The organism is Micromonospora sp. LZ34 (genome assembly GCF_052981855.1).
Genome location: NZ_JBRIQN010000003.1, coordinates 227,278 through 252,518, shown reverse-complemented (window position 1 = coordinate 252,518; position 25,241 = coordinate 227,278). Strand labels below are relative to the sequence as shown.

General features: G+C 74.2%; 24 protein-coding genes. 13 read left to right on the top strand and 11 right to left on the bottom strand.

Annotation, left to right across the window (positions count from 1 at the left end; translation table 11 throughout):
• Nucleotides 1-122: 122 nt before the first annotated feature.
• Together ACVCAH_RS05510 and ACVCAH_RS05505 are read right to left on the bottom strand one after the other, a co-directional pair.
• Nucleotides 123-1,697, bottom strand: a complete 1,575-nt coding sequence (locus ACVCAH_RS05510) for an LPXTG cell wall anchor domain-containing protein (protein ID WP_447134930.1) — start codon at nucleotides 1,695-1,697, stop codon at nucleotides 123-125.
• 211 nt (nucleotides 1,698-1,908) lie between these two features.
• The gene (locus tag ACVCAH_RS05505; RefSeq protein WP_447134929.1) at nucleotides 1,909-3,036 is read right to left on the bottom strand and encodes an LPXTG cell wall anchor domain-containing protein; all 1,128 of its coding nucleotides are present in this window, start codon (nucleotides 3,034-3,036) and stop codon (nucleotides 1,909-1,911) included.
• Nucleotides 3,037-3,193: 157 nt separating this feature from the next.
• Between ACVCAH_RS05505 and ACVCAH_RS05500 the strand changes: the two genes are divergently transcribed.
• Together ACVCAH_RS05500 and ACVCAH_RS05495 are read left to right on the top strand one after the other, a co-directional pair.
• Nucleotides 3,194-3,673 (top strand): SigE family RNA polymerase sigma factor, encoded by a 480-nt coding sequence (locus ACVCAH_RS05500; RefSeq protein WP_447134928.1) that lies wholly within the window; start codon nucleotides 3,194-3,196, stop codon nucleotides 3,671-3,673.
• A 1-nt stretch (nucleotide 3,674) separates the two neighbouring features.
• Nucleotides 3,675-4,739 (top strand): LCP family protein, encoded by a 1,065-nt coding sequence (locus ACVCAH_RS05495; protein WP_447134927.1) that lies wholly within the window; start codon nucleotides 3,675-3,677, stop codon nucleotides 4,737-4,739.
• 9 nt (nucleotides 4,740-4,748) lie between these two features.
• Here the strand turns inward: ACVCAH_RS05495 and ACVCAH_RS05490 are convergent, their stop codons facing one another.
• Nucleotides 4,749-4,961 (bottom strand): hypothetical protein, encoded by a 213-nt coding sequence (locus ACVCAH_RS05490; RefSeq protein WP_447134926.1) that lies wholly within the window; start codon nucleotides 4,959-4,961, stop codon nucleotides 4,749-4,751.
• 139 nt (nucleotides 4,962-5,100) lie between these two features.
• On the opposite strand from ACVCAH_RS05490, the gene ACVCAH_RS05485 reads away from it, so the two are divergent.
• Both ACVCAH_RS05485 and fbaA read left to right on the top strand, forming a co-directional pair.
• Nucleotides 5,101-5,484 (top strand): phage holin family protein, encoded by a 384-nt coding sequence (locus ACVCAH_RS05485; RefSeq protein ID WP_447134925.1) that lies wholly within the window; start codon nucleotides 5,101-5,103, stop codon nucleotides 5,482-5,484.
• A gap of 167 nt (nucleotides 5,485-5,651) precedes the next feature.
• Nucleotides 5,652-6,677: a class II fructose-bisphosphate aldolase gene (gene fbaA, locus ACVCAH_RS05480; protein WP_447134924.1), complete on the top strand. Its 1,026-nt coding sequence runs from the start codon at nucleotides 5,652-5,654 to the stop codon at nucleotides 6,675-6,677.
• A 69-nt stretch (nucleotides 6,678-6,746) separates the two neighbouring features.
• Here the strand turns inward: fbaA and ACVCAH_RS05475 are convergent, their stop codons facing one another.
• Nucleotides 6,747-8,003 carry an LOG family protein gene (locus ACVCAH_RS05475; RefSeq protein WP_447134923.1) on the bottom strand — a complete coding sequence of 419 codons (1,257 nt, stop codon included), beginning with the start codon at nucleotides 8,001-8,003 and terminating at the stop codon, nucleotides 6,747-6,749.
• 241 nt (nucleotides 8,004-8,244) lie between these two features.
• Here ACVCAH_RS05475 and ACVCAH_RS05470 point away from each other — a divergent pair, with 241 nt between their 5' ends.
• On the top strand, nucleotides 8,245-8,673 hold the full coding sequence (locus tag ACVCAH_RS05470) for a DUF3151 domain-containing protein (protein WP_447134922.1): 429 nt from the start codon (nucleotides 8,245-8,247) through the stop codon (nucleotides 8,671-8,673).
• Nucleotides 8,674-8,767: 94 nt separating this feature from the next.
• Here the strand turns inward: ACVCAH_RS05470 and ACVCAH_RS05465 are convergent, their stop codons facing one another.
• Together ACVCAH_RS05465 and ACVCAH_RS05460 are read right to left on the bottom strand one after the other, a co-directional pair.
• The gene (locus tag ACVCAH_RS05465) at nucleotides 8,768-11,311 is read right to left on the bottom strand and encodes a chromosome partitioning protein (RefSeq protein ID WP_447134921.1); all 2,544 of its coding nucleotides are present in this window, start codon (nucleotides 11,309-11,311) and stop codon (nucleotides 8,768-8,770) included.
• Between the two features lie 77 nt (nucleotides 11,312-11,388).
• Complete coding sequence (locus ACVCAH_RS05460) at nucleotides 11,389-12,414, bottom strand: hypothetical protein (protein ID WP_447134920.1); 1,026 nt, start codon at nucleotides 12,412-12,414, stop codon at nucleotides 11,389-11,391.
• Nucleotides 12,415-12,539: 125 nt separating this feature from the next.
• Between ACVCAH_RS05460 and ACVCAH_RS05455 the strand changes: the two genes are divergently transcribed.
• The 5 genes from ACVCAH_RS05455 to ACVCAH_RS05435 all read left to right on the top strand — a co-directional run bounded on the left by ACVCAH_RS05455 (nucleotide 12,540) and on the right by ACVCAH_RS05435 (nucleotide 17,694).
• The gene (locus tag ACVCAH_RS05455; protein ID WP_447134919.1) at nucleotides 12,540-13,829 is read left to right on the top strand and encodes an adenylosuccinate synthase; all 1,290 of its coding nucleotides are present in this window, start codon (nucleotides 12,540-12,542) and stop codon (nucleotides 13,827-13,829) included.
• Between the two features lie 183 nt (nucleotides 13,830-14,012).
• Nucleotides 14,013-14,942, top strand: a complete 930-nt coding sequence (locus tag ACVCAH_RS05450; RefSeq protein WP_447134918.1) for a hypothetical protein — start codon at nucleotides 14,013-14,015, stop codon at nucleotides 14,940-14,942.
• 90 nt (nucleotides 14,943-15,032) lie between these two features.
• Entirely contained in the window at nucleotides 15,033-16,280 is a 1,248-nt protein-coding gene (gene purD, locus ACVCAH_RS05445; protein ID WP_447134917.1) for a phosphoribosylamine--glycine ligase, read from the top strand.
• 60 nt (nucleotides 16,281-16,340) lie between these two features.
• Nucleotides 16,341-16,859, top strand: a complete 519-nt coding sequence (locus ACVCAH_RS05440) for a SigE family RNA polymerase sigma factor (protein ID WP_447135046.1) — start codon at nucleotides 16,341-16,343, stop codon at nucleotides 16,857-16,859.
• Complete coding sequence (locus ACVCAH_RS05435) at nucleotides 16,852-17,694, top strand: hypothetical protein (RefSeq protein ID WP_447134916.1); 843 nt, start codon at nucleotides 16,852-16,854, stop codon at nucleotides 17,692-17,694. Before ACVCAH_RS05440 ends, ACVCAH_RS05435 begins: the two co-directional genes overlap by 8 nt.
• Nucleotides 17,695-17,837: 143 nt before the next feature.
• Here ACVCAH_RS05435 and ACVCAH_RS05430 read toward each other — a convergent pair whose 3' ends face one another.
• The 3 genes from ACVCAH_RS05430 to ACVCAH_RS05420 all read right to left on the bottom strand — a co-directional run bounded on the left by ACVCAH_RS05430 (nucleotide 17,838) and on the right by ACVCAH_RS05420 (nucleotide 21,231).
• The gene (locus tag ACVCAH_RS05430; protein WP_447134915.1) at nucleotides 17,838-19,400 is read right to left on the bottom strand and encodes an AMP-binding protein; all 1,563 of its coding nucleotides are present in this window, start codon (nucleotides 19,398-19,400) and stop codon (nucleotides 17,838-17,840) included.
• Nucleotides 19,401-19,561: 161 nt separating this feature from the next.
• Nucleotides 19,562-20,776 (bottom strand): acyl-CoA dehydrogenase family protein, encoded by a 1,215-nt coding sequence (locus ACVCAH_RS05425; protein WP_447134914.1) that lies wholly within the window; start codon nucleotides 20,774-20,776, stop codon nucleotides 19,562-19,564.
• A 2-nt stretch (nucleotides 20,777-20,778) separates the two neighbouring features.
• On the bottom strand, nucleotides 20,779-21,231 hold the full coding sequence (locus ACVCAH_RS05420; protein WP_447134913.1) for an SCP2 sterol-binding domain-containing protein: 453 nt from the start codon (nucleotides 21,229-21,231) through the stop codon (nucleotides 20,779-20,781).
• 74 nt (nucleotides 21,232-21,305) lie between these two features.
• On the opposite strand from ACVCAH_RS05420, the gene ACVCAH_RS05415 reads away from it, so the two are divergent.
• Entirely contained in the window at nucleotides 21,306-21,944 is a 639-nt protein-coding gene (locus tag ACVCAH_RS05415) for a TetR/AcrR family transcriptional regulator (RefSeq protein ID WP_447134912.1), read from the top strand.
• Nucleotides 21,945-21,949: 5 nt separating this feature from the next.
• Here the strand turns inward: ACVCAH_RS05415 and ACVCAH_RS05410 are convergent, their stop codons facing one another.
• Nucleotides 21,950-22,591 carry a DedA family protein gene (locus tag ACVCAH_RS05410; protein WP_447134911.1) on the bottom strand — a complete coding sequence of 214 codons (642 nt, stop codon included), beginning with the start codon at nucleotides 22,589-22,591 and terminating at the stop codon, nucleotides 21,950-21,952.
• Nucleotides 22,592-22,784: 193 nt separating this feature from the next.
• Between ACVCAH_RS05410 and ACVCAH_RS05405 the strand changes: the two genes are divergently transcribed.
• Entirely contained in the window at nucleotides 22,785-23,957 is a 1,173-nt protein-coding gene (locus ACVCAH_RS05405; RefSeq protein WP_447134910.1) for a sensor histidine kinase, read from the top strand.
• Nucleotides 23,954-24,595 carry a response regulator gene (locus ACVCAH_RS05400; protein ID WP_447134909.1) on the top strand — a complete coding sequence of 214 codons (642 nt, stop codon included), beginning with the start codon at nucleotides 23,954-23,956 and terminating at the stop codon, nucleotides 24,593-24,595. Before ACVCAH_RS05405 ends, ACVCAH_RS05400 begins: the two co-directional genes overlap by 4 nt.
• Nucleotides 24,596-24,623: 28 nt before the next feature.
• On the opposite strand, the gene ACVCAH_RS05395 is transcribed toward ACVCAH_RS05400, so the two are convergent.
• Nucleotides 24,624-25,235: a DedA family protein gene (locus ACVCAH_RS05395; RefSeq protein WP_447134908.1), complete on the bottom strand. Its 612-nt coding sequence runs from the start codon at nucleotides 25,233-25,235 to the stop codon at nucleotides 24,624-24,626.
• Nucleotides 25,236-25,241 lie beyond the last annotated feature (6 nt).

The following is a 25,241-nucleotide window of genomic DNA, read 5'->3' as shown; positions in this document are numbered from 1 at the left end:
GTAAGTCATACCAGGCCGGGCGACCGAGAGTCCCCGGCTGGGGACGATCAAAAAGGTAACGGGGGGAGATGGCGGTGCCCCGCCGACTACGGTCGGCGGGGCACCGGTGGTGCGTGGGTGGATCAGGCGACGAAGCGGGTGCGGCGGCGCTTGGCCACCAGGTAGCCGCCGACGCCCGCGGCGAGCAGCAGGGCGCCGAGGCCGGCGATCAGGCCGGTGGAGGCACCAGTGATCGGCAGCGAACCGCCGTCACCGCCGCCCTGGCCGCCGTCGCCGGTCGCGTTCACGACGAGCTTCGCGGTGTCGTTGGCCGGCTTGAGGTCCTTGTAGAAGCCGCCGTCGCACGCGCATGGCACGTTGACCTTCACGAGGCCGGTTGCATTCGCGATCACCTTGTCGATGCGCAGCTCGAACTCCATGACGGCCTCGTCACCCGCCTTCAGGAACGTCTCGAAGTAGCACCGGTAGTGGCGCGCCCCCGGCTTCCCCGGCTCGCCCCAGGTGTCGCCCTCGACCGGGGCGCAGTTCCTGGGCACCGTGACGGCGCTGGTGCCCTCGGGCACGTCGACCGTCATGTAGGTGATGCTGCTGTCGGCGCGGCTGTAATCGAGCGTCGCCGGGCCGTTGTTGCGCACCCCGACGGCGGCCCTGACCTTGTCGCCCGCCTTGCCGGAGAGCTTGGCTCCGATCGCCTCAAGGTCGGTGCTGTTCTCGCCGGTGACCGTGACCTCCAGGCTGGACCAGTTGTTGCCCGGCTCGGTGTCGGCCTGCACCCCCCGAACAGCCTTGTTCTGCTCGGTGAGACGAAGCTTTCCGTCGGTGCCCGGCTCGCCGAGGCTGACCCCGCGCCGCTCGAGGTAGCGCTGGTAGTCCTCGAACTCGGCCGGGGTCATCCAGAGGATCTCCCCGTACTTGAGCCCGGGCGCGAAGGTGTCCTCGCCGAGGACGTACGGCAGGGTGGTGCCGAAGGTCGCCCCCGCCGGCAGATCCTCGGTGAACTGGCAGCTACGCAGCGCGTCACCGACATACGTGCAGTTGCTGTAGTGCGTGCCCGCGTTCAGGCCGTAGTCGTTCATGAAGACCACGCTGGCGCCCTTGGCGGTGTTCTCGCCCACGTTGCTGACCTTCACCGGAGCGGTGAACTTCGTACCGGGCGCGAGGGAAAGCTTCGTACGGCGCCCGGCGTCCAGGTCGACACCCTCGCCGATCCGGACCTTGGCGTCGTGGCTGACCGATTCCAAGCCGGGGCCGCTCAGGGTCACGGTCAGCGTGCCGCTGTCGCCGTCCTTGGCATCGGCGGTCGGGGCGACGATCACCTGGAAGAACCCGCCGAAGTTGGTGTCATCCTCCAAGGGGTACTCATGGTGGATGGTGCAGGTCACGAGCCCGGCGGACGGGCTGGTGCAGTCCGAGCCGCTGTCCTGCTCCTCTTCGACGGTCACCTTGCCGGCGAGGTCGGTGTAGTCGTACTGAACGGTGAGCCCGGCCGGCAGTACGACCGGGGCCGAGGCACTGAGGATCACGTCGGGATACGTGCCAGCGGAGCCGGCCGCGATCGTCAGGTCAGGGGTGTACACGCCGAGCTTGGTCTTGGTGCCCTCGGCGGAGGCGGAGGCGGAGGCGGGGGTGGCGGAGGCGACGAGCGCGCCTGCGACGCCCAACCCGGCGAGCCAGCGCCGGGTGGAGTTCTTGAGCATTGACGGGTTCCTCCCGTGGGGGTGACAGGTGGAGCCCGTGGAGCTTAAGGAGCCGTTAAGGCTCGCCGCCGACCGGTAATGCCCCTACCTGCGAATATCGGCCGAACGGCTGACCAGGAACACCACAACGTCCGGGCGGTGCCCTTGCGCTGTCACCGCGCCGCGCTGGAGCGTGTCTTTCCTTCCGATCCGCGAACGGCTTGGTGGGGGATCAGGCGACGAAGCGTGTGCGGCGGCGCCTGGCGACCAGGTAGCCGCCGACGAGCAGGAGCGCACCGAGGCCGGCGACCGCGCCGGTGGTGCCGCCGGTGACCGGCAGCGAGCCGTCGTCCCCGCCACCGCCGCCCACGGTACGCGGAGTGACGCTGCTGCCGGCGCCGGCCACGTCGGTCGTCCGGGCGCCGCTCACGGTGAGATCCACGGCGGTCCAGTTGTTCCACCCGGCGGTGTCGGTCGGCCGGCTCGCCGGCTGCTCGACCAGGCGCAACTCCTCGCCCGGGCCCGGCGTGTCCGGTGGCAGCGGCTCGTCCGGGTTCCGCTCGACCAGTGCCCAGTCGTCGGGCGTCCACCACTGAAGACGGCTGGCCAGCACGAGGCCGCTGCGGGCGCCGGTGTCGACGGCGAGCGGTAGCGGCGCCGAGAGCCGGTAGGACACTCCCGGCCGCAGTTCGGTGTCGAACCGGCAGATCGTGGGCCGGGTCTCCTGGTGGCGGCAGTTGCGGAAGGTGCCGCTGTATCCCAGCAGCCAGTCCGCGGTGAACACCAGCACCGCGCCGTCCATCGGGGTGGGGCCGGCGTTGCGGACGGTGCTCGACAGCTCGAGCCGGGCGCCCGGCCCGCCGCGGAGCGTGGCTCGTGGCTCGGTCTGCAGGTCGAGCCCCTCGACCACGGTGATCGTGGTGGTCCGTGTGGCGGTGCCCACCGCCGACGTCCCGGCGATCGTCAGCTCGGCCCGCTCGGCCAGCGGGGTGTCGGCTCGGGCGGTCACCCGGTAGTAGAGCCGGGGCGTGCGGCTCCACGTGTCGAACGTCGTCACGCAACGTACGACGTCGCGGTCACGCGCGCAGTCCCAGCCGTTGTCGGTCAGCTCGAAGCCGCCCAGCGCCGCCGCCTCGGACGCGTCGATCTCGACGGTCACCGGCACGTCCTCCGGCGTGGGGTAACCCTCGAACCGGACGTCGATCTGGCCGAGGGCGCTGTGCCCGGGTGCGACGAGCACGTCCCGGGACGCGATCCGCAACTGCCCGGCCGCGGCGGCCGCGGGGACGGCACCGACGGTGACGAATCCGGCGGCGACGGCGATCCCGGCGAGCCAGCGTCGAACGGTGTGCCGGAGCATGGTGGGCGTCCTCCCGGTTGACAGCGGAGCGTGGTCAGGCTCTCACGGAAGTCACTGCCCCTTGCGGGTGCCGCGCCCGGAAACCCGGGGGTGGTGGGTCGATCGCAACGTTCCGCCGACCCGCTTCCGTCATCAGGGGCAGAGCCCGGGAGGTGCAGTGACGTACGAGGAGTTCGCGGACTCGCGGCTGGCCGCGCTGCTGCGGTACGCGGTCATGCTGACCGGTGATCCGCACCAGGCACAGGACCTGGTGCAGGACACGATGGTCCGGGTCCAGCTCAACTGGCACCGGGTGGCCCGGGCGGACTCGCCCGAGCGCTACGTACGCCGGATGCTGACCAACCAGTACGTCGACTGGCGCCGGGGCTCCTGGATGCGGCGGGTGCTGCTGCGTGCGGAGCCCGACGACGCGGTGCCGGCGCCGGCCGACCACGCCCAGCACGCGGTGGACCGGGACCAGATCTGGTCCTGGCTGGCCCGGCTGCCCCGGCGGCAACGGGCCACCCTGGTGCTCCGCTACTACGAGGACCTGCCCGACGCCGAGATCGCCGACATCCTCGGCTGCGCCGTCGGCACCGTCCGCTCGTCCATCTCCCGCGCCCTCGCCACGCTGCGCGCCGAATACGTGGAGGCATGACGTGATCGAAGACGACCTGCGTGCCGCCTTCGTCCGGCACGAGACGCTGACCCCACCCACCGGGCCGGTGCGGGCCACGATCGCCCGGCTGGTCGCCGCCCGCCGCCGCCGCCGGCAACGGTTGCGGGCCGGCGGCGTCGCGCTCGCCCTGCTCGGGCTGCTGGGGGTCGGGATACCGCAGTTCACGCCGGACCGGGTCGCCGAGGACGCCACCCTGCTCATCGAGCCGGCCCGGCGGGCCCCCGCCGGGCCGCTGAACGTGCTGCTGCTCGGCGTCGACTCGCGCGGGGAGGCACCGCCGCTGGCCGACTCGGTGCTGCTCGTGCACATTCCGGCCGACCGCGGCCGGCCCTTCCTGGTCTCGCTCCCCCGTGACCTGGAGGTGGCCATCCCGGGCCACGGGCGGAACAAGCTCAACGCGGCCTTCGCGTTCGGCGCACGGGTGGACCGCCGGATCGACCTGGCGCGCGGTTACGACCTGACCCGGCGGACGGTCACCGACCTGACCGGCGTACGGGTCGACGCCGGCGCGGTGCTGACCTATCCGGTGCTGCGCGAGGTGACCGACCTGCTGGCCGGGGTGGAGGTCTGCCTGCCCCAGCGGGTCCGGTCGAGCCACACCGACCGGGTCTTCCCGGCCGGTTGCCAGCGCGTTGACGGCCGGGCCGCGGTCGACCTGCTCCGACAGCGCCGCGACCTGCCCGACGGCGGGTTCGACCGGGACCGCAACGCCCAGCGCTTCGCGGCCGGCCTGATCGACCGGGCCGGTGAGCAGGGCGTGCTGACCAACCCGGTGCGGCTCTCCCGCCTGCTCGCCGAGATCGGACCGGACCTGACCGTGGCCCCCGACGGCGGCTCCGTGCTGGACCTGCTGCAGGTGGTCCCGGAGTTGGCGTCGGTCGAGCCGGTCGGGCTCAGCCTGCCGGCCGTCGAATCGTCGGAGGCGCACCGCTGGGTCCTGCGGCCGGATCCGGCCGCGACCCCGGCCTTCCTCGCCGCGTTGCGCGAGGACCGGCTGGCGCAGTGGGCCGCGCAGCACCCGGAGCGGGTCACCCCGCTCCGGTGACCGGGCGGGTCAGCGGTAGTCGTCCTCGTCGCCGGCGACCACCCGGGCCTGCTCCATCGCGTCCCAGTCGTCGACCTCCAGGCCCCGATGCGGCTCGGTCTCGCCGTCGGCGGGGTCGATCGACGCGGCCTGCTCGACCGCGTCGGCCGGCTCCGCCTCCAGGTCGCGTTCCTCAGGGCTGAGGTGGTCGCTGGGGGCGAAGTCCTCGTCGGGCTGACCCATCAGTCCCTCCCTGGATCTCGGCGGTCGGTTACCCCACACACCGTACGGGCTGTGCCGGTCGTGCGCTCGCAACGGCGGGTGCAAGCCCAGTCGACGGAATCGCCCCACCGGCCGGTACGCCCGGTGCCAGGATGGCACCGTGGGCTTCCTGATCCGGCTGGCGATCACCGCCGTCGCGTTGTGGATCACCACGCTGATCGTGCCCGGAGTGGAGGTGACCGGTCGGACCGGCGGCGACACCGCGCTCACGCTGGTGGTGGTGGCGCTGATCTTCGGCGTGGTCAACGCGGTGCTGAAGCCGTTGATCAAGGTGGTCGGCTGCGTCTTCTACCTGCTGACCCTCGGCCTCTTCGCGCTGGTGGTGAACGCGCTGCTGTTCCTGCTCACCGACGCCATCGCCGGGGCGCTCGACCTGCCGTTCCAGGTGGACGGTTTCTGGGCGGCGTTCTGGGGCGCCATCGTGATGGCCGTGGTGACCTGGCTGATCAGCGTGGCCCTGCCGGATCGGCTGGAGGGCCGGTGACGGCACCGGGTCGGGCCTCCGCCGCCGGAGTGCGGGCACGCACCGGGTCGGTTGTGTCGGCGCGGCGCTCCTACGGGATACTGCCGGCGGAGGACAGCGCGGTCCGGCGCACCCAATGGACAACAGCGGCCAGCACGGCCGACAGCGGTAAGTAAGGAGCGTTCGACATGCCCATCGCTTCCCCCGAGGCTTACGCGGAGATGCTGGACCGCGCCAAGGCCGGCCGGTACGCGTACCCCGCGATCAACGTGACGTCCTCGCAGACTTTGAACGCCGCGTTGAAGGGCTTCGTCGACGCGGAGAGTGACGGCATCATCCAGGTCTCCACCGGTGGCGCGGAGTACCTCTCCGGTCCGTCGGTGAAGGACATGGTCACCGGCGCCGCCGCGTTCGCCGCGTACGCCCGCGAGGTGGCCAAGAACTACCCGGTCAACATCGCCCTGCACACCGACCACTGCCCGAAGGACAAGCTGGACAAGTTCGTCCGGCCGCTGATGGCGATGTCGCAGGAGCGGGTGAAGCGCGGCGAGGAGCCGCTGTTCCAGTCGCACATGTGGGACGGCTCGGCCGTGCCGATCGGGGAGAACCTGGAGATCGCCGAGCAGCTCCTGACCGAGGCCGCCAAGGGCAAGATCGTGCTGGAGATCGAGGTCGGCGTCGTCGGCGGCGAGGAGGACGGCGTCGAGAACGCGATCAACGAGAAGCTCTACACCACCGTCGAGGACGGCCTGGCCATGGTCGACGCGCTCGGCCTCGGCGAGAAGGGCCGCTACATGGCGGCGCTGACCTTCGGCAACGTGCACGGCGTCTACAAGCCGGGCAACGTCAAGCTGCGCCCCGAGGTCCTCGACCACATCCAGATGGCGGTCGGCGCGAAGTACGGCAAGGAGAAGCCGCTCAGCCTGGTGTTCCACGGCGGCTCCGGCTCGCTGCTGTCGGAGATCCGGGAGGCGCTGGACTACGGCGTGGTGAAGATGAACATCGACACCGACACCCAGTACACCTTCTCCCGCCCGGTGGCCGACCACATGTTCCGCAACTACGACGGAGTGCTCAAGGTCGACGGCGAGGTCGGCAACAAGAAGATGTACGACCCGCGGGTCTGGGGCAAGGCCGCCGAGGCGGGCATGGCCGCCCGGGTGGTCGAGGCCTGCGAGCACCTGCGCTCGACCGGCACCACGATGACCAAGTGACGCGCTGACGCGTATCGCTGACGGCCGGCTCCCCGCCCGGGGCCGGCCGTCGGCGTCTCCCGGCCGCGGTCAGGCCGGGGTCGTGAGCAGCCGGACGGCCTCGTGCACGTCGTCGGTGAGGTGCACGCTGCCCGACAGGTCGCCGAACGGCGAGGCGGCCAGCAGCGGCCGCAGCACCGACTCCACCGGCAGCTCCCGGGTCCAGTACGCACGGTCCAGGAAGACGTACGCCCCGCTGGCCCCGTCGGTGCCGTAGTAGGTCTTGGTCGCCGCCTGGAAGACCTCCTGGAGGGTGCCGGCCCGGCCAGGGGCGAAGACGATCCCGCCCCGGGCCAGCCGCAGGATGGTGTCCTCGCGGATGGCGTTGGAGAAGTACTTGGCGATCCGGCCGGCGAACAGGTTCGCCGGCTCGTGCCCGTACAGCCAGGTGGGGATGGCCAGCCCGCCGGTGCGCGCCCAGTCCAGGTCGCCGTGGGCCAGCGCCGCCGAGTCGGCGCGGGACCGGGTGGCCCGGTCGGCGGTCCGCGGCGCCGGCGGCACGACCGACCGGCCGAAGACCTCCCGGACCCGCAACGCCGCCGCCGTGTAGCGGTCGTGGTCGGTGAAGTCCGGTGCGCCGGCGAGCAGGTCGATGGCCGCGTCCAGGTCCTCGGCCGGGCGTCGGGCCAGGTAGGCGCCGAGGTTCGCCGCCTCCATCACCCCGGGCCCGCCGCCGGTGACCACCAGCCGGTCGGCCCGGGCCAGCTCCCAGCCCAGCACGGCGGCCATCCGGTACGGCAGGCTGCCCCGCGGCACCGCGTGACCGCCCATCACCCCCACCACCGACTGCGCCCCATGCACGGCCAGCCAGGCGCGGGTGGCGTCGGCGAGCGCGTTGTCCACGCCGTGGTCGTGCAGCCGTTGGCCGAGCGCCTCCTTCACCTCCGGCAGCGCCCCGCCGTGCGCGCGGAAGTGCTCGTAGACCCGGGTGTCGTACATCCCGGCGAACCCGCCCTCGGCGAAGCCGGCGGCGAGGTCCTCGGGGGTGTAGAGGTGCGCCGGCTGGGTCGGGTACGGCAGCCCGGAGAAGGGCGGGACCACGTTCGCCCCGCGCCGGACCAGGTCGGCGCCGACCTCCCGGTTGGCGAACCGGCAGCCGACGAAGAGCGTGCCGGCGACCGTCACGCCGGTGAGGTCGGGGACCGGGTCCAGGTCGAGCCGGAGCCCCTGCACGGTCAGGCCGGCCAGGCTGCCGGTGGCCAGCCGCCGGTCGAACTCGGCCCGGGTCTCGACCTCGTCGGTGCAGATGTGCGGCTCGATGACGTCCGCGGGTGGTGGAGTCGGCACCCGGTCATCCTGCCCAACGCCGTCCAGCTGCCAAACCCGGCCCGGACGGACAGGAGCCCGGCGGCCGCGGCCACCGGGCTCCTGCATAACCGGGTCCTGGGGAGGCTCCGGACCAATAGTTGTAGTGGAAAATACTTGGCGGCGGCATAGGCCGCAGGCGTGACCAACTCCTCAGCCGTTCAGTCAACCGGCTTGCCCGACCCCCTCGCGGGCCGGTGGGCGAAGCGGGTTGAATGGGGCGATGCAGAACCTGTTGCCGGAACCACCGGCCACCCTCCTCCCCGCGCACGACGAGGCCGACGCCGCCCTGTCGGCCGCCGAGCAGGCCGGCAGCGACCAGGCGTTCGCCGAGGTGGCGGCGCGATTCCCGAGCTACAGCGCGGGCTGGGCCGCGCTGGCGGCCCGCGCCTTCGCCGCGGGCCAGGTGATTCCCGCGTACGCGTTCGCGCGCACCGGCTACCACCGGGGCCTGGACCAGCTGCGTCGCAGCGGCTGGAAGGGGCACGGCCCGGTGCCCTGGTCGCACGAGCCGAACCGGGGCTTCCTCCGCTGCCTCTACCTGCTGTCCCGGGCGGCCGACGAGATCGGCGAGGCGGACGAGGCGGCCCGCTGCGCCCAGTTCCTCCGGGACTGCGACCCGGCCGCGGCGGACGCGCTGGCCAGCAACTGACCGGCGCGACGGCCGGCCCCGTGACCCCGGGCCGGCCGCCTGGCCCGGGCCGGTGCGTCGCCCGGGCTGCGGTTCGCCGGTCCGCCGGTCCGGCCTACAGGCCCTCGGCGACGGCTGCGGCGATCTTGAGCCAGGCGTCCCGGGTGGCCGAGGAGAGCGCGCCGTACCGGATCGGCTCCCCGGTGTCGATGAGCCGCTCGTACGGCGCGAGCAGCACCGCCCGGGTGCGGGCGGCGAAGTGCTCCTGGATGGCCGGCAGGTCGATCTCCTTGCGGGACGGGGGCATGGAGACCACGGTGACCGCCTGCCGGACCAGCCGCTGCCGTCCGCTCTGCTCCAGGTGGTCGAGCATCCGGGCGGCCGTCTCGGCCGAGTCGTTCCGGGCCGACATGGTGACCACCAACTGGTCGGTGGCGTCCATCGCGGCCTGCCAGTTCTGTGCCCGGACGTTGTTCCCGGTGTCCACGAAGATCAGCTTGTAGAAGCGGCTGACCACCTCGCGGATCTCCGCGAACGCCGCGGCGGTGAGCATCTCGCCGCCGGTGGCCGACTCGTCCGAGGCGAGCACGTCGAACATCCCCTCGCCCTGCGAGCGGACGTACTGCGACAGGTCGCCGATCCGACCGTGCGCCCCCTGGAACTGGCCCAGGTCGCGCAGCATGTCCCGCACCGTACGGGAGTGGAAGTCCTGCTGGGCACGCATGCCCAGGGTGCCCTGGGTCTCGTTGTTGTCCCAGGCCAGCACGTAGCCGCCGCGCTTCTGGCCGAACGTCATGGCCAGCAGCAGGATGGCCACCGTCTTGCCGGCGCCGCCCTTCGGGTTCACCACGGTCACCTGGCGCAGCCCGCCGAAGTTGCGCCGGACCATCTCGATGTCCCGCTTGAGCTCCTGCTCGTGCCGGCCCGGCGGCAGCCGCAACCCGATCTTGTTGACCACCGCCCGTACGCCCATGGTGGCCACCGGGTCGGCCGGGCGCACCTGCCGGCGCCGGGCGAAGTCCTCGGCGGTCGGCGGCGCGGTCGCCTCGGGGCTCCAGTTCGGGTCCGGCTGGGCCGGCGGCACCCGGGTCACCCCGTCCGCCGGCTGGTACGGGTGCTGCGGGGCCGGCTGTGCCGGAGTCTGCTGCCAGCCCGGCGGATACCAGCCCGGCTGCGGCGGGAACGGCCCGGGCGGCGGCGCGTCCGGTCGCGGGTCGGGCGGCTCCGAGGCCCCCAGCTGCGGCACCGCCGGCGGACCCGGCTGCGCGCCACCTTGCGCCGGCACCGCCCCGGCGGCCTGCTGGGCCGGGGCCCCGCCGTGCGCGAGCGCGGTCCCACCTGGCTGGGTCGGGGCCCCGACCTGCCCCGGCACGGCGGAACCGTGCTGCGGCAGGGCGGGGGTGCCGTGCACCGGGGCGGGGTCCTCCGGGGCCGGTGCCATCGCGGGCGGGGTGCCGGTGGGCGGCGGGGACGTGCCAGGGGTCGGTCCGGGCGAGCCGGCGGCCGGTCCGGTCGAGCTGGTGGCCGGTCCGGTCGGGCTGGTGGCCGGCTCGGCGGCTGCGCCGGAGCGCTGCGGCGGCTGCGCCCAGGGTGACTCGGCGCCCCTGACCACGGTGGCCGGAGCCGGCCCGTCGCCCGGCGCCGTGCTGTCCGGTCCGGACGGGGCCGCGTTCTCCGGTCCCTGCGGGGCCGTGCTCTCCGGTCCGGGCGGGGCCGCGCTGTCCGGTCCGTGCAGGGCCGCGTTCTCCGGCCCGGACGGGGCCGCGTTCTCCGGCCGGGGTGGGGCCGCGTTCTCCGGCCCGGACGGGGCTGTGCTCTCCCGTCCGGACGGGGCGGGCGGCGCGGTCGACATCCGGGCTGACGGGCCGGCTGTCGTGGCCCGGTCGTTGTCCGGCTCGGCGGCGGCCGATCGGGCGGCCGGTTCGGTCGTCGGCCCGGTGCCGCCGTCGACGCCGGTGCTCCGGGCCGGCGTGGGCACCACGAGGTCCGGGTCGCCCGGCGGGCCGCCAGCGGCTGCCCCTACCGGGTGGGTGGCGGTCGCCGGGCCGGGGCTGGCCGGCGGGCGGGCCGGGGTCGGCCCGGCCATCGCCGGCTGGTCGAGGGTGAACGGCAGGTCGAGATCGACCCGGGCTGGTTGCCCGGCCCGGGGAGCCGGTACGCCAGCCGGCGCGCCGGCCGGCGTCGCCGTATCGGAGGTCGAGGTCGGCGGGGCGGCGGGAGCCGGCGGCCCGGGCGAGCCCGGCGGAGCGGCCGGACCCGGCGGAGCGGGCGGGGCCGGCGGAGCGGGCGGGGCCGGCGGTCCGGGCGGAGCCGGTGGAGCCGGCCGTCCGGGCGGAGGTGTCGGAGCCGGTGGGGCGGGGGGAGTTGCCGGTGGTGGGGCCCAGCCCTGGCCGGGAGCCCAGTCGGGGGCGCCGTGGCCGCTGGCTGGGCCGGTCGTCGCCCACCCGCCGGGAGCCGGCACCCCGCCGGTCAGTGACGGGTAGTCGGCGGGAGAGGGCGGTGCGGCGCTGGCCGCGGCCGGTGCCTGGGCGGCCCAGGGTGGGGTGTCGGCGCCGGGGCTGCCATCGAGGTGATCCGGCGGCCAGAGTGGTTCGATGTCCCGCTCCGGTACCGGCTGCTGCCCGGGCACGTGGACCCGGTCGGCGTTGTCGTCCACCACGGTTCCTCCCCATTCCTCCTGCCGAGGATAGGCCCACCGGCCGTACCGGACCGGCCGGCGCGGAGGCGCCCCTGGGGTCAGGCCGTCCAGACCGCCCAGGCGCCCGGCTCGGTCCACCAGGACCGCTTCCGGTTCAGCTCGCCCGCCACCCCGTCGTCCAGGTAGGGCAGCTTTTTGTCCCGAGGGAGCACGGAGACGGCCCGGCCGCGGGCCCGGCGTACCTCCAGCCGTACCCGCTTCCGGCCGAACGCCGAGCGGGTGACCACGGGCACGGCCACCGCCACCTCGACCCTGCCGTCGGTCGGGTCCGGCGCGCCGAGCAGCGCCACGTCGTCCAGCCGCGCGTACCCGCCGGCGTTGCCGACCGCGCAGGCCAGCAGCGGCTCGTCACCGTTGCTGAGCACGGTGTCGTCCACCTCGACCCGGCCCCGCCAGTGCAGCGGCCGACCGCTGTCGTCGGCCGCTCCGAGCAGGGCACCGTCCAGGGTCACCGAGCCGCCGTCGTTGCGCAGCAGGTCGAGCCGGCGGGCGGTGCCGTCCAGCACCGCGGCGGCCACCGCCGCCGGGTCGCGGGGCAGGCCGAGCTGCGCCGCCAGGTCCTGGTGGGTCGTGCTCCGGGCCGGATCGAGCGGGAGTACGCCCACCGGCGGCAGGTCCGGCACCGTACGGTTGCCGGCCAGGTCCTCGGGGCGGCGGCTGGGCGGTGGGGCGTACCGCCGGACCAGCCGGCGCAGGACGGCGCGCAACTGCGCGTCACTGGCCGTGGCGACCACGAGCCGGGTCTTGGAGTCGGGATCCGGCCAGGTGAGGCCGTCGGGGCGGGGCGGGCCGTCGAGCCGGGCCAGCACCTCGTCGATCTCCGCGTCGGAGCGCGCCGTCACCGTCTCGACCCGAGCACCCCGCGCGGTGAGCGCGTCCGCGCAGGCCAGCACCGGCACTCGGGGAGTCTCGCAGCGCTCGTCGCCCGTCCCGGGCCCGCCCGTGACGTCGGCCTGGTCCGGCGATTCGGCCGCGGTCGCGCCGCCGCAGCAGGCCCCGCCGCTGCCGCAGCCCCCGGGAGCGTCCCGCTCCGATCCGAGGGTGAGCAGCACCACGTCGTACACGGCTACCGGCCTCCCGCCTCTCGCCGCGACCCCTGCCGGTCGCGCCGTCACTACTTGTTAACCTGACACCCCGGGCTCGCCAACCGGTCGCCACCTGGCACCCGAGCCTTCTGGAGGCGGAGAAGATGCCAGCGATCGTGCTCCTTGGCGCTCAGTGGGGCGACGAGGGCAAGGGCAAGGTTACCGACCTGCTCGGCGAGCGGGTCGACTACGTGGTGCGGTACTCCGGCGGCAACAACGCCGGCCACACGGTGATCACGCCGGACGGGCAGAAGTACGCGCTGCACCTGATGCCCTCCGGGGCGCTGTCGCCGAGCGCGAAGATCGTCATCGGCAACGGCGTGGTGGTCGACCCGAAGGTGCTGCTCACCGAGATCGACGGGCTCGCCGAGCGGGGCGTGGACGTCTCCCGGCTGCGGATCTCCGGCGACGCGCACCTGATCATGCCGCACCACCGGGCGCTGGACCGGGTGGTCGAGCGCTACCTCGGCTCGGCCCGGATCGGCACCACGGGCCGGGGCATCGGCCCGGCGTACGGCGACAAGGTCGCCCGGATGGGCATCCGGGTCCAGGACCTGCTCGACCCGGGGATCCTGCGCAAGAAGCTGGAACTCGCGCTGCGCGAGAAGAACCAGATCCTGTTCAAGGTCTACAACCGCAAGGCGATCGACGTCGAGGCCACCGTCGAGGAGTACCTGGCGTACGCGGAGCGGCTCAAGCCGTACATCGCGGAGACCCGGGCGATGCTCTGGGACGCGCTGGACCGCGGCGAGACGGTGCTGCTGGAGGGTGCCCAGGCCACCATGCTCGACATGGACCACGGCACGTACCCCTTCGTCACCTCGTCGAACCCGACGGCCGGCGGCGCGTGCGTGGGCGCGGGCATCCCGCCGACCGCGATCTCGAAGGTGATCGCGGTCAGCAAGGCGTACACCACCCGGGTCGGCTCCGGGCCGTTCCCGACCGAGCTCTTCGACGACAACGGCCAGCACCTGCGCAAGATCGGCCACGAGTACGGCACCACCACCGGCCGGGAGCGCCGGTGCGGCTGGTTCGACGCGGTGGTGGCCCGCTACGCCTGCCGGCTCAACGGCGTCACCGATCTGGTGATCACCAAGCTGGACGTGCTGACCGGCCTGGCCAAGGTGCCGATCTGCGTCGGGTACGAGATCAACGGCCAGCGGGTCGACGACATGCCGATGACGCAGACCGACTTCCACCACGCCGTCCCGGTCTACGAAGAGCTCGACGGCTGGTGGGAGGACATCACCAAGGCCCGCACCGAGGACGAGCTCCCCGAGAACGCGCGGCGCTACATCGCCCGCATCGAGGAACTCTGCGGCACCCGCGTCAGCGTCATCGGCGTAGGCCCCGGCCGCGAAGAAAACGTCCTCCGCCACCCCCTCCTCCCCTAACCCCCGCCCCCGCCCGGCCCCCTGGCCTTGCCCCGTTGATCATGAGGTTAGCGGCGTGATCGGCGATCAACTTCGCCGCTAACCTCATGATCAACGCGAGTTGCGGGTCGGTTGTCCACAGGGGTGGGGAGGTTATCCACAGGGGGTCGTGGGGCGGGGTGGGTTGGTCCATGGTCGGGAGTCATGGATCGGGGGTTGGCGCTGCGGCGGATCGCCGGCGGGCACGACGGGCTGGTGACCCGGGCGCAGGCGACGGGTATCGGGTTCAGCCGGCACGAGATCGACAATCTCGTCACGTTCGGCCGGTGGCGTCGGCTTGCCCGGGCCGTCTACCTGGTGAACGGGTTGACAGCCGAACAGCCCTCCCGGCGCTGTCGGATACGCGCGGCGCTGCTGTCACTGGGCCCGAGGGCCCACGCGGTGCTCGGGACGGCCGCCGAACTCCACGGAATCGCCGGCCTTCCACCCAGTGACGAGATCCATGTGGCGCTGCCCGGCGCCGCGGCAAAGCTGGCGCGGGCCCAGGAGCCCGGCCTCGTGGTGCACCAACTCGAGCATCCGGCGGCTTCCATCGTCAGCCTCGATGGTCTGCCGACCACGGACCCGCTCTGCACTGTCACCGAGGTGATCCTCCGGGTGGGCCGGTACCCGGCGGTCTCCGTGCTGGACTCCGCGCTGAATCGAGGGCTCGTCACCGACGACGACCTGCTCGCTGTTCCCCGCCTGGTCCGACGTCGTCCGGGCGCGGTGGCGGCGCGCGCCGTCCTGGCCGAGGCGGACGGGCGCGCCCAGTCCCCGCTGGAGACCCGCACCCGGCTGCGCTGCGTCGACGGCAGGGTGCCCCCGGATGTCCTGCAACTGGAGGTACGGGACGACGACGGCTACCTGCTCGGCATCGGCGACCTCGGCTGGCGGGGCCCGCGGGTGATAGCCGGAGCCGACGGCCGCGGCCCGCACGGCACCCCCGACGCGGCATACGCCGATCGCCGCCGGCAGAACCGCCTGGTCAACGCCGGCTGGACCGTCCTCCGCTTCACTTGGGCCGACACCCTGGACCCGGCCTACATTCCCTGGACCGTCCGCCAGGCCATCGCGGCCGCACAACGCCGTTGATCATGAGGTTAGCGGCGAAGTCGATCGACGTTGCCGCCGCTAACCTCATGATCAACGGGGGAGTGGGGGTGGCGCGTAGGATGCGGGGTCGTGCGGGTACTTCTTCTGGGTGGTGGGGGGCGGGAGCATGCGCTCGCGCTCGGGCTGGCGGCCGATCCGACCGTCGACAAGCTGATCGCGGCCCCGGGCAATCCGGGCATCGGGCAGTTGGCCGAGCTGCGGCAGGTGAATCCGACCGATCCGGCGGCCGTCGCCGCGCTGGCGGTGGAGACCGGGGCCGACCTGGTGGTGATCGGTCCGGAGGCGCCACTGGTGGCCGGGGTCGCCGACGCCGTCCGGGCGAAGGGCATCGCCGCGTTCGGTCCGTCCGCCGCGGCCGCCCGGCTGGAGGGTTCCAAGGCGTTCGCCAAGGACGTGATGACCGCCGCCGGCGTGCCCACCGCCCGCGCGTACACCTGCACGGACGAGGCGGCCACCGCCGCCGCGCTGGACGACTTCGGCGCGCCGTACGTGGTGAAGAACGACGGGCTCGCCGCGGGCAAGGGCGTCGTGGTCACCGACGACCGGGCCGCCGCGCTGCGGCACGCCGCCGAGTGCGGGCAGGTCGTCGTCGAGGAGTACCTGGCCGGGCCCGAGGTGTCGCTCTTCGTGGTCACCGACGGCGAGGCCGCGCTGCCACTGCTGCCGGCGCAGGACTTCAAGCGGGCCGGCGACGGCGACACCGGCCCGAACACCGGCGGCATGGGGGCGTACGCCCCGCTGGCCTGGGCGCCGTCCGGCCTGGTGGACGAGGTGATGCGCGACGTCGTGCACCCGACCCTGGCCGAGCTGCGCCGCCGGGGCACCCCGTTCGCCGGCCTGCTCTACGTCGGGCTGGCGATCACCGCCGAAGGCCCCCGGGTGATCGAGTTCAACGCGCGCTTCGGTGACCCGGAGACCCAAGTGGTGCTGGCGCTGCTGGATACGCCGTTGGCCGGGCTGCTGCACGCCGCCGCCACCGGCACGCTGGCCGACCACCCGCCGCTGCGCTGGCGGGACGGTGCCGCCGTGACGGTCGTGGTGGCCGCCGAGGGCTATCCGGCCGCACCCCGCACCGGCGACGTGATCAGCGGTGCGGAGGGAGCGGGCTTCATCCACGCCGGCACCCGCCGGGCGTCCGACGGTGCGCTGCTCTCGGCCGGTGGCCGGGTGCTCTGCGCCACCGCCACCGGCACCGACCTGGCGGCCGCCCGGGCCGCCGCGTACGCGCTGGTGTCCGGCGTCGGGCTGGCCGGCTCCCACTACCGGACGGACATCGCCGCCGCCGCGGTCGACGACCGGATCACGCTTCCGGGCTGACCGGGGCAACCCCCACCGCTCCCGCCTCCGTTTGACCGGTGAGGCGAGGAGGTGGCGGGATTGCCGGCCGACATCGAGGGTTACCGCGAGTACGTCGGGGCGCGGCTGGAGCCGCTGCGCCGCACCGCGTACCTGCTCTGCGGTGACTGGCACACCGCCGACGACCTGGTGTCGACGGCGCTGGTCAAGCTGCTCCGGCACTGGCGACGGGTGTCCGCGATGGACAGTCCGGACGCCTACCTTCGGCGTACCCTGCTGCGGGTCTGGCTGGACGAGCGCCGCCGGCCGTGGCGGCGCGAGGCCGCCTGGGGCGAGGTCCCGGACGGCCCGGCGCGCTCCGCGACCGACGGCGCCGCGGACCGGCTGACCATCCTCGCCCTGCTCGCCGAGTTGCCGCCGCGTCGCCGCGCGGTCCTGGTGCTCCGCTACTTCTGCGACCTGTCGGTCGAGGAGACCGCCCGGGAACTCGGCTGCACCTCCGGCACCGTGAAGAGCCAGTCGGCGCGGGCGATCGAGACGCTGCGGGGTCGTCTCGTCGATGCGCCGGCCCGAGTCGAGGGGACACGCACCGATGGATGACCTGTCGCAGCACCTGCGCGCGGCGGTGGCCGCCTCGCCGCCGACCCGGATCGACGTGGACGCGCTGATCGCCGCCGACCGGCGGCGCCGTCACCGGACGTGGACGATGGCGGGCACCGGAGCCGCCCTGGCGGTCGTCGCGGTCGCGGTTACGCCGGCCCTGCTCGCGAACCCCGCCCCGGACCCGGGCGGGCTCACGCTGCCGGGCGACGTCGGCCCCCCGTCCGCCGGCCCGTCGCTCTGCGCGGTGCCGACGCCGCCGCCCAGCGGCTCTCCGGCGCCTCAGCAGACGTACGACACGGTGCGCGTCCGCCCGACCGAACGCCCCGACGCCGGCGTGCCCCGGCTGACCGCCGCGCTGCGTCCGGTGCTGGCGGCCGTCGTGCCGGCCGGGCTACGGGTGGACGGCACGATACCGGGCTGCGACCAGGTGCAGTTCACCTACGAGAAGAGCCACTGGCACTACTACGCCCACGCCCGGCTGGTCCGGGGCGGCCAGGTCGACAACCTGACGGTGGCGCTGGTTCCGACGGCTGCCGACGCGCCCGCCGGATGCGCCGCGGCTCCCGACCCGGGTGCCTGCACGAGCACCCGCCTCCCGGACGGCGGCATCCTCGCCACCAGCGCGGACACCCGGGGGAACGAGGGCGCCGAGCAGCGCTGGGTGCTGGTGCAGCGGGCGGACGGCACGTCCGTCACGGTGACGACGGACAACATCCACACCGTCGAGGAGCCCGACGGAACCCCGACGCTGGAGTTCGGCCCGCCACCGGTGCTCACCGTGGACCAGTTGACCGAGATCGCCACCACCCCCGGGCTGACGCTCCATCCCTGACCGTTGTGCCGAGGGCGCCCGCGTACCGGGGACAGCGGCGAGGCGGGCCCGGCGGCGGCCGCCCGCCGAGCGGGACCGGCCCCCCGACCGGCCCCGGCCGGTCGAGCAGCACGCTGGGCCGGTCGTACCGCCGCCCCGGCCGGTCAGCCGTAGTAGCGGCGCAGCTCGCGGGTGAGCACCTTGCCGGTGGCGTTGCGCGGCAGGTACTTCACGAAGATGACGTCTCGGGGCACGGAGAACCGGGCGAGGTAGTGCCGGACGTACTCGCGGACGGCCTCCGGGTCGAGCGTCTCGCCGGGGTGCAGGCCGAGGAACGCGGCGAGCCGCTGGCCGTACTCCGGGTCCAGCACCCCGATCACGGCGGCCTCGCGTACCTGCGGCAGCCGGGCGAGCAGGTCCTCCACCTCGGACGGGAAGACGTTCTCCCCGCCGGAGACGATCATGTCGTCGGCCCGGCCGTCGACGAAGAGCAGCCCGTCGGCGTTGACCCGACCCAGGTCGCCGGTGTCCAGCAGCCCGTCCTGGCTCTCCCGTTTCGCCCCGGAGGTGTAGCCCTCGAAGAGCATCTCGTTGCCGACGAAGATCCGGCCGACCCGGCCGTCCGGCACCGGCCGGCCCGCGTCGTCGAGGATCCGTAGCCGGGTGCCGTGCGGCGGTCGGCCGGCCGTGGTGGGCGCGGCGCGCAGGTCGGCCGGGCCGGCGATGGATGCCCAGGAGACCTCGGTGGAGCCGTAGAGGTTGTAGAGCACGTCGCCGTAGACGTCCATGAACCGGTGGGCGAGGTTGCCGGGCAGCGCGGAGCCGCTGACCGCGACCACCTTCAGCGGCGGCCGCGGGTCCGGCGCCGGCACCTCCAGCAGCCGCTGCACCATCACCGGTACGGCGAAGAGCGCGTCACACCGGTGCTCGACGAGCGCGGCCAGCGTGGCGGCCGGGTCGAAGCGCCGGTGCAGCACGATGGTGGCGCGGAGCGCGAAGCAGACCTGCAGGGCGGCGAACCCCCAGGTGTGGAAGACCGGCGCGGCGATCATCACCCGGTCCCGGGTGTGCAGCGGGATGCGGTCGATGATGGACACCAGCGGGCCGAACCCGTTCGGGGTGGGCCGGCGGGCGCCCTTCGGCGTGCCGGTGGTCCCCGAGGTGAGCACGATGATCCGGCCGTCGCGCTCCGGCGGGTGCAGCTCGCCGGGGAGGGCGCCGGCGATCAGCTCCTCGCAGGCCCGCTCGTCGACGCGGTGCAGCTCGGCGGGGAGGCCGAGGACCCGCTCGGCGAACTCGGTGTCGTGCACCAGCACCCGCAGCGCCTGCTCGTCGGCCACGGTGGCCAACTGGGCGGCGGAGAGCCCGGTGTTCACCAGCACCGCGTCGACGCCGAGCAGGGTCGCCGCGACGATCGTCTCGATCAGGCCGTGGTGGTTGCGGCAGAGCACCCCGATCCGGTCGCCGGTCTGCACGCCGTACGCCGCGCGCAGCGCCCGGGCCAGCCGCTCGGACCGGTCCAGCAGCTCCTGGTAGGTCAGCTCGGCGCCCTGCTCGTCGACGATCGCGGTGCGGCCCGGGTCCCGGGCGGCCGCCTGGCGCAGCTCGCCGGCGAGGCTCCAGCCCCACTTGCGCAGCGCACCGAGCTGGGAGGCGACCCGGATCGGGCGGCCGGGGGTGAGTAGTCCGCGACGGGTGAGTGTGGCGACGATGAACGGCAGGTCCATGCCACAGGCCTCCTTCGACGGTGCGCGAAGGGCCCCCGAGCTGGGGGCCCTCCGTGAGCGGTTCCCTCGATCATGCACCGGACGCCGGCCCGGACCCACCCGGCGGTGACCCGGGCCACCCGGCGGGCACCGGCCGGCGCCGGCCGCCGCCGCACACCGGGTCAGCGGATCTGGACCCCGGAGATCGCCCGGGAGATGACCAGCCGCTGGATCTCCGAGGTGCCCTCGAAGATGGTGTAGATCTTCGCGTCCCGGTACCAGCGCTCGACCGGGTGGTCGCGCAGGAACCCGGCCCCGCCGAGCAGCTGCACCGCCTTGTCGGTCACCGCGACGGCCACTTCACCCGCCTTGAGCTTGGACATCGAGCCCTCGCCGGCGGTGAACGGCCGGTTGTTGCGCCCCATCCAGGAGGCGCGCCAGACCAGCAGCCGAGCCGCGTCGATCTCCATCTTCATGTCGGCCAGCGCGAACGCGACCGCCTGGTTCTCGATGATCGGCCGTCCGAACTGGACCCGGTCCTTGGCGTAGTCCAGCGCGTACTCGTAGGCGGCCCGGGCCACGCCGAGCGCCTGGGCGCCGACGGTGGGCCGGGACAGCTCGAAGGTGCGCATCGCGGCCTGCGCCGAGGCCCGCTTGCCGGAGCGGGCCCGGTCCAGCCGTTCCAGCAGCGCCTCCCGGCCGCCGAGCAGGCAGCGCCCGGGCACCCGTACGTCGTCGAGGAAGACGTCGGCGGTGTGCGACGCGCGCAGCCCCAGCTTGCGCAGCTTGCGGGTGGCGGTCAGCCCGGCCGTGCCCGGCGGTACGACGAACGCGGCCTGCCCGCGCGAGCCGAGCTCCGGGTCGACGGAGGCGGTGACCACGTGCACCCCGGCGATCCCGCCGTTGGTGGCGTACGCCTTCTGCCCGCGCAGCACCCACTCGTCGGTGGCCTCGTCGTAGACCGCCCGGGTACGCATCGCGCTGACGTCGGACCCGGCTTCCGGCTCGCTGGTGCAGAACGCCGCCACCGCCGGCTCGTCGACCGAGCCGAAGCACTGTGGCACCCATTCGACCAGCTGGTCGGGGGTGCCGGCGCCGTAGATGGCGGCCACCGCCAGCGAGGTGCCGAAGATGCTCAGCCCGATGCCGGCGTCACCCCAGAAGAGTTCCTCGCTGGCGATGGGCAGGGAGAGGCCGGTCGGGTCGGCCCAGCAGGTGGCGAGGAACTCGAAGCCGTAGAGGCCGACCTTCGCGGCCTCCTGGATGATCGGCCACGGGGTCTCCTCCCGGGCGTCCCACTCGGCCGCGGCCGGGCGCACGACCTCGGCGGCGAAGCCGTGCACCCAGTCGCGCAGGTCCCGCTGTTCCTCGTTCAGGTCGAGCGAGAACTCGGCCATGCTCAGGCCTTGGGGATGTCGAACAGGTTGGCGATGTTGGCGGCCAGGCCCAGGTCGCCCTTCGCCTTGAGCTTGCCGGTCATGAACATCATCACCGGGTTGGCGCCGCCCGACACGATCTTGAGGAACTCGACCGGGCCCATGGTGAGGCTCAGCTTCGGGTCGTGCTGCGCGGTCTCGTTGACGGTGCAGGCGCCGTCGGCGATGACCACCTCGTAGGTGTCGGTGCCGCCGTCGGGGCGCCCGGTGATGTTCCAGTGGATGACCGCGTTGGTGGAGCCGGCCCGGTCGGCCCGGAACAGCGACGGCATCCGGTTGAAGACCTCGCCGAGGATCTTGCCGCGCAGGTCGCCGGACATCACCTCGGCGATCTTGTCGTCGGGGGTGGACTTGACCAGCTGGGCGAACTCCTTGGGGCCGACGTTGGCGAAGTTGGCCGGGTCGAAGTCAGTCATGGGGGAACACCTCTCGGGCGACCGAATCTGGTTACTCTGGCGTAACCTTACGCACGAGTAGGTATGCTCGCAAGGTGTCCGGCACCCCGACCTTCAAGCGCCTGCCCCGGGCCGTCCGCGAGCAGCAGATGCTCGACGCCGCGGTCAAGGTCTTCTCCCGGCGTGGCTTCCACGCGGCCAGCATGGACGAGATCGCCGAGGACGCCGGCATCTCCAAGCCGATGGTCTACGCCTACCTCGGCACCAAGGAGGAGCTCTTCGTCGCCTGCCTGCACCGCGAGGGCACCCGGATGATGCAGGCGATCGCCGGGGCGGCCGCCCCCGACCTGCCGGCCGACGAGCGGCTCTGGCGCGGGCTGCGGGCGTTCTTCGGCTTCGTCGGGGCGCACCGGGACGGCTGGGCGGTGCTCTACCGGCAGGCCCGGGGCGAGCAGCCGTTCGCCGGCGAACTCGCCGCCATGCGGGCCCGGCTGGTGGACGTGGTCGCCGGGATGCTCGACCACGCGCTGCGCGCCGAGGGGCGCGAGGTGGGCGAGACCGACCTGGAGGTGGTCGCGTACGCCCTGGTCGGGGCGACCGAGTCGCTGGCCGACTGGCTCGCCGACCACCCGGAGGCGGACCCGGAGAAGACCGCCACCCGGATGATGAACGTCGCCTGGCTCGGGGCCGGCCAGTTGCTGCGCGGCGCCACCTGGCGGCCGCCGGCCGGCTGAGGCGCTCACCGCCGCAGCCCGGCGTACTCCGGTCCCGGGTCGGTGGCGCGCGCCCGGCGCCGGCCCCGCGCCCAGCGGGCCACCTCGACCACCAGGGTCACGGTGAGCGCGAGACCGAGCCCGAGCAGCAGGCCGCGCAGCGGGTCCCGTTCGAAGGCGAGCCCGCCCAGGTAGCCGACCAGCGCCGAGTAGACCCCCCAGGAGACCGCGGCGAGCGTGTCGAAGGCGAGGAACCGCAGCCGGGGGAAGCGGATCGCGCCCATGGTCAGGGTGACCGCCGTCCGTCCACCCGGGATGTACCGGGCGACGGTGAGGATCAGCCCGCCGCGCCGGGTGATGCCCCTCCGGGCCCGGTCGAGCGCCGTCCGCCGCCGACCGCCGGCCGGCAGCCGGGCGAGCAGCCGCCCGCCGCCGCCACGGCCGATGGCGTACGAGACGTGGTCGCCGACCAGGGCGCCGGCCGCCGCGACCGCGATCACGGCCGGCAGGTCCGGCTGGCCGGTCGCGGCGAACACGCCGGCGGTGATGACCGCGGTCTCGCTCGGCACGACCGGGAAGAACCCGTCGACCACCGCGATCGCGAAGAGCGCCAGGTAGACCCAGGGCGAGGACATCGTCTGGTGCAGCAGGTCGAGCAGCGAATCCATGATCCCGATGCTGCTGCCGGTGCGGCCCGCCGCCATCGGCCGTGCGTCAGCCGGCGGCCGCTACTTAAGTAGCGGCCGCCCCCGAGCCGGCTCAGGGGCGGCAGGCCCGGCCGGTCGGGGTAACCCCCGGCGCCGGGTCGATCCCGGCCGTCGGTGCTCCGGCGGCCGGCGGGCCAGCGCCTACGCTCGGAGCGTGACCTCCAGCGCCGCCGTCCTCCGGCGGGCCGTCGAGCGGTACCTCCCGCTCGGGCTCGCCGTGCTGGTCGGCGGTGGGGTCTGGTACTCGGCGGCCGGCGCGCTCGGGGTCCGTTCGCCGCTGCCCGGGGTGGTGGTCCTGGTCGTCGCCGTGGCGGCCGGCTGGGCCGCCGCGACGGTCCACCGGCGGCGCTGGCCGCTGTTCGCCGCGGCGGCGGTCGCCTGGCTGCTGCTGGCCGCCTGGCCGGCGGCGGTCGCCGCGTCCTGGCAGGCCGGCCTGCGGCTGCGGGGTCGCCGCCGGCTCGGCGGCTTCCTGGCCGGCGCCGCGCTGGTGCTCACGCTGGGCGTGCTGATCGGCCGGGCGGTGGGGGGCGAGCGCCGGTTGACCACCGCCACTCCGGGCAACGCCATCGCGATGGCCGCCTGGCTGGTGGTCTTCCCGCTGGTCATCGGGCTCTGGATCCGGGCCCGCCGGGACACCCTCGACGCGCTGGGGGACCGGGCCGCGCGGCTGGAGCGGGAGCAGGAGGCCCGGGCGGAGCGGGCCCGGGCCGAGGAGCGGGCCCGGATCGCCCGCGAGATGCACGACGTGGTGGCGCACCGGGTGTCGCTGATGGTGGTGCACGCCGGCGCGCTGGAGGTGACCGCCGCCGACCCGGCGACCGTCGAGGCCGCGTCGTTGATCCGGGCCACCGGCCGGCAGGCCCTCACCGACCTGCGCGAGGTGCTCGGCGTGCTGCGCCAGCCCACCCCGACCGCCGGCGAAGCGCCGGACACCACCCCACCGCCCGGCCTGGCCGGCGTCGACGAGCTGGTCCGCGAGTCGCGCGCGGCCGGGCTGCGGGTGCATCGCCACGACGAGGGGACGCCCCGACCGCTGCCGGCGACGGTGGACCGGACCGTGCACCGGGTGGTACAGGAGGCGCTCACCAACGTCCGCAAGCACGCGGCCGACGCGGAGACGGCCGTGCGGGTGCACCACCTGGCCGGCGGGATCGAGGTCAGCGTCCGCAACGGCCCGTCGACGCCCGGCCCCGCCCTGCCCGGCGCCGCGCTCGGCCTGGTCGGCCTCCGGGAACGGGTGGAGCTGCTCGGCGGGCGGCTGGAAGCCGGCCCGGCCGACGGCGGCTTCCAGGTCCGGGCGCTGATCCCGGTGGAGGACGAGACGTGATCCGGGTCCTGGTCGCCGACGACGAACAGCTGGTCCGCTCCGGCCTGCGACTGATCCTCGAGGCGGCGCCCGAGATCACCGTGGTCGGCGAGGCGGCGGACGGCGCCGAGGCGCTGGCCGAGGCCCGCCGGCTCCGCCCCGACGTGGTGCTGCTGGACGTGCGGATGCCCGGCACCGACGGGCTGACCGCCGCGCCACGGATCGTCGCCGATGGCGCCAAGGTGATCATGCTGACCACCTTCGACCGGGACGAGTACGTGCACCGGGCGCTGCGTGCCGGCGCGGTCGGATTCCTGCTCAAGGACACCCCACCCCGGGACCTCGCCGCCGCGGTGCGGACCGTGGCCGCCGGGAACGCGATGCTGGCGCCCACGGTGACCCGGCGGCTGATCGAGTCCTTCGCCGAGCGGGGCCCGGACCGGCGGACGGCCGCCCGGCAGCGGCTCGGCGACCTCACCGCGCGGGAGCTGGAGATCGTCCGCGAGGTGGCCCGGGGGCACGCCAACGCCGGGATCGCGCGCCGGCTGGGGATGAGCGAGGCCACGGTCAAGGCGCACGTCAGCCGCGCCCTGGCCAAGCTCGGCGTGGGCAACCGGGTGCAGGTGGCGATCCTGGTGCACGACGCCGACCTGCCCTGAGCCGGCCAAGGGAGGCCGGCGGCGGTGGTCAGCGCGGAGCGACCGGGCGGCGACGGTCGCGCAGCCGCCGGGCCGCCTCCAGCAGCAGGGTGAGGACGACGGAGAACCCCACCCCGACCAGCACGCCCCGGACCGGGTCGCGTTCGAAGGCCAACCCGCCGAAGTAGCCGAGCAGCGTGCAGTAGACGGCCCAGGTGAACGCCCCGATCGCGTCGAAGAGCAGGAACGACCGGCGGGAGTAGCGCAGCGCGCCCATGGTCAGGGTGACCGCCGTCCGCCCGCCCGGCAGGTACCGGGAGGTGGTCAGGATCAGCCCGCCGCGCCGCTCGACGGCGCGCCGGGCCCACTCCGAGCTGGCCCGCCGCCGGCCTTCCTGCGGAAGTCGGGTCAGCGGTCCGGCGCCGCCGCCCCGGCCGATGGCGTACGAGACGTGGTCGCCGACGAGCGCGCCGAGGAAGGCCGCCGCGATCACGCCCACCAGGTCGGGGTGCCCGCCGGCGGCGAGGACCGCGGCGGTGATCACCGCAGTCTCGCCCGGCACCGCCGGGAAGAACGCGTCGACCGCGGTGACCCCGAAGAGCACCAGGTACACCCACGGCGAGGCGACCGTCTCCCGGAGCAGGTCGAGCACGGCTTCCATGCCCCC

Coding starts and splice junctions, on each gene's coding strand:
- ACVCAH_RS05510 (WP_447134930.1), bottom strand. CDS start 1,697: ATGCTCAAGAACTCCACCCGGCGCTGGCTCGCCGGGTTGGGCGTCGCA.
- ACVCAH_RS05505 (WP_447134929.1), bottom strand. CDS start 3,036: ATGCTCCGGCACACCGTTCGACGCTGGCTCGCCGGGATCGCCGTCGCC.
- ACVCAH_RS05490 (WP_447134926.1), bottom strand. CDS start 4,961: ATGGGTCAGCCCGACGAGGACTTCGCCCCCAGCGACCACCTCAGCCCT.
- fbaA (WP_447134924.1), top strand. CDS start 5,652: ATGCCCATCGCTTCCCCCGAGGCTTACGCGGAGATGCTGGACCGCGCC.
- ACVCAH_RS05470 (WP_447134922.1), top strand. CDS start 8,245: ATGCAGAACCTGTTGCCGGAACCACCGGCCACCCTCCTCCCCGCGCAC.
- ACVCAH_RS05455 (WP_447134919.1), top strand. CDS start 12,540: ATGCCAGCGATCGTGCTCCTTGGCGCTCAGTGGGGCGACGAGGGCAAG.
- ACVCAH_RS05450 (WP_447134918.1), top strand. CDS start 14,013: ATGGATCGGGGGTTGGCGCTGCGGCGGATCGCCGGCGGGCACGACGGG.
- ACVCAH_RS05435 (WP_447134916.1), top strand. CDS start 16,852: ATGGATGACCTGTCGCAGCACCTGCGCGCGGCGGTGGCCGCCTCGCCG.
- ACVCAH_RS05430 (WP_447134915.1), bottom strand. CDS start 19,400: ATGGACCTGCCGTTCATCGTCGCCACACTCACCCGTCGCGGACTACTC.
- ACVCAH_RS05425 (WP_447134914.1), bottom strand. CDS start 20,776: ATGGCCGAGTTCTCGCTCGACCTGAACGAGGAACAGCGGGACCTGCGC.
- ACVCAH_RS05420 (WP_447134913.1), bottom strand. CDS start 21,231: ATGACTGACTTCGACCCGGCCAACTTCGCCAACGTCGGCCCCAAGGAG.
- ACVCAH_RS05410 (WP_447134911.1), bottom strand. CDS start 22,591: ATGGATTCGCTGCTCGACCTGCTGCACCAGACGATGTCCTCGCCCTGG.
- ACVCAH_RS05395 (WP_447134908.1), bottom strand. CDS start 25,235: ATGGAAGCCGTGCTCGACCTGCTCCGGGAGACGGTCGCCTCGCCGTGG.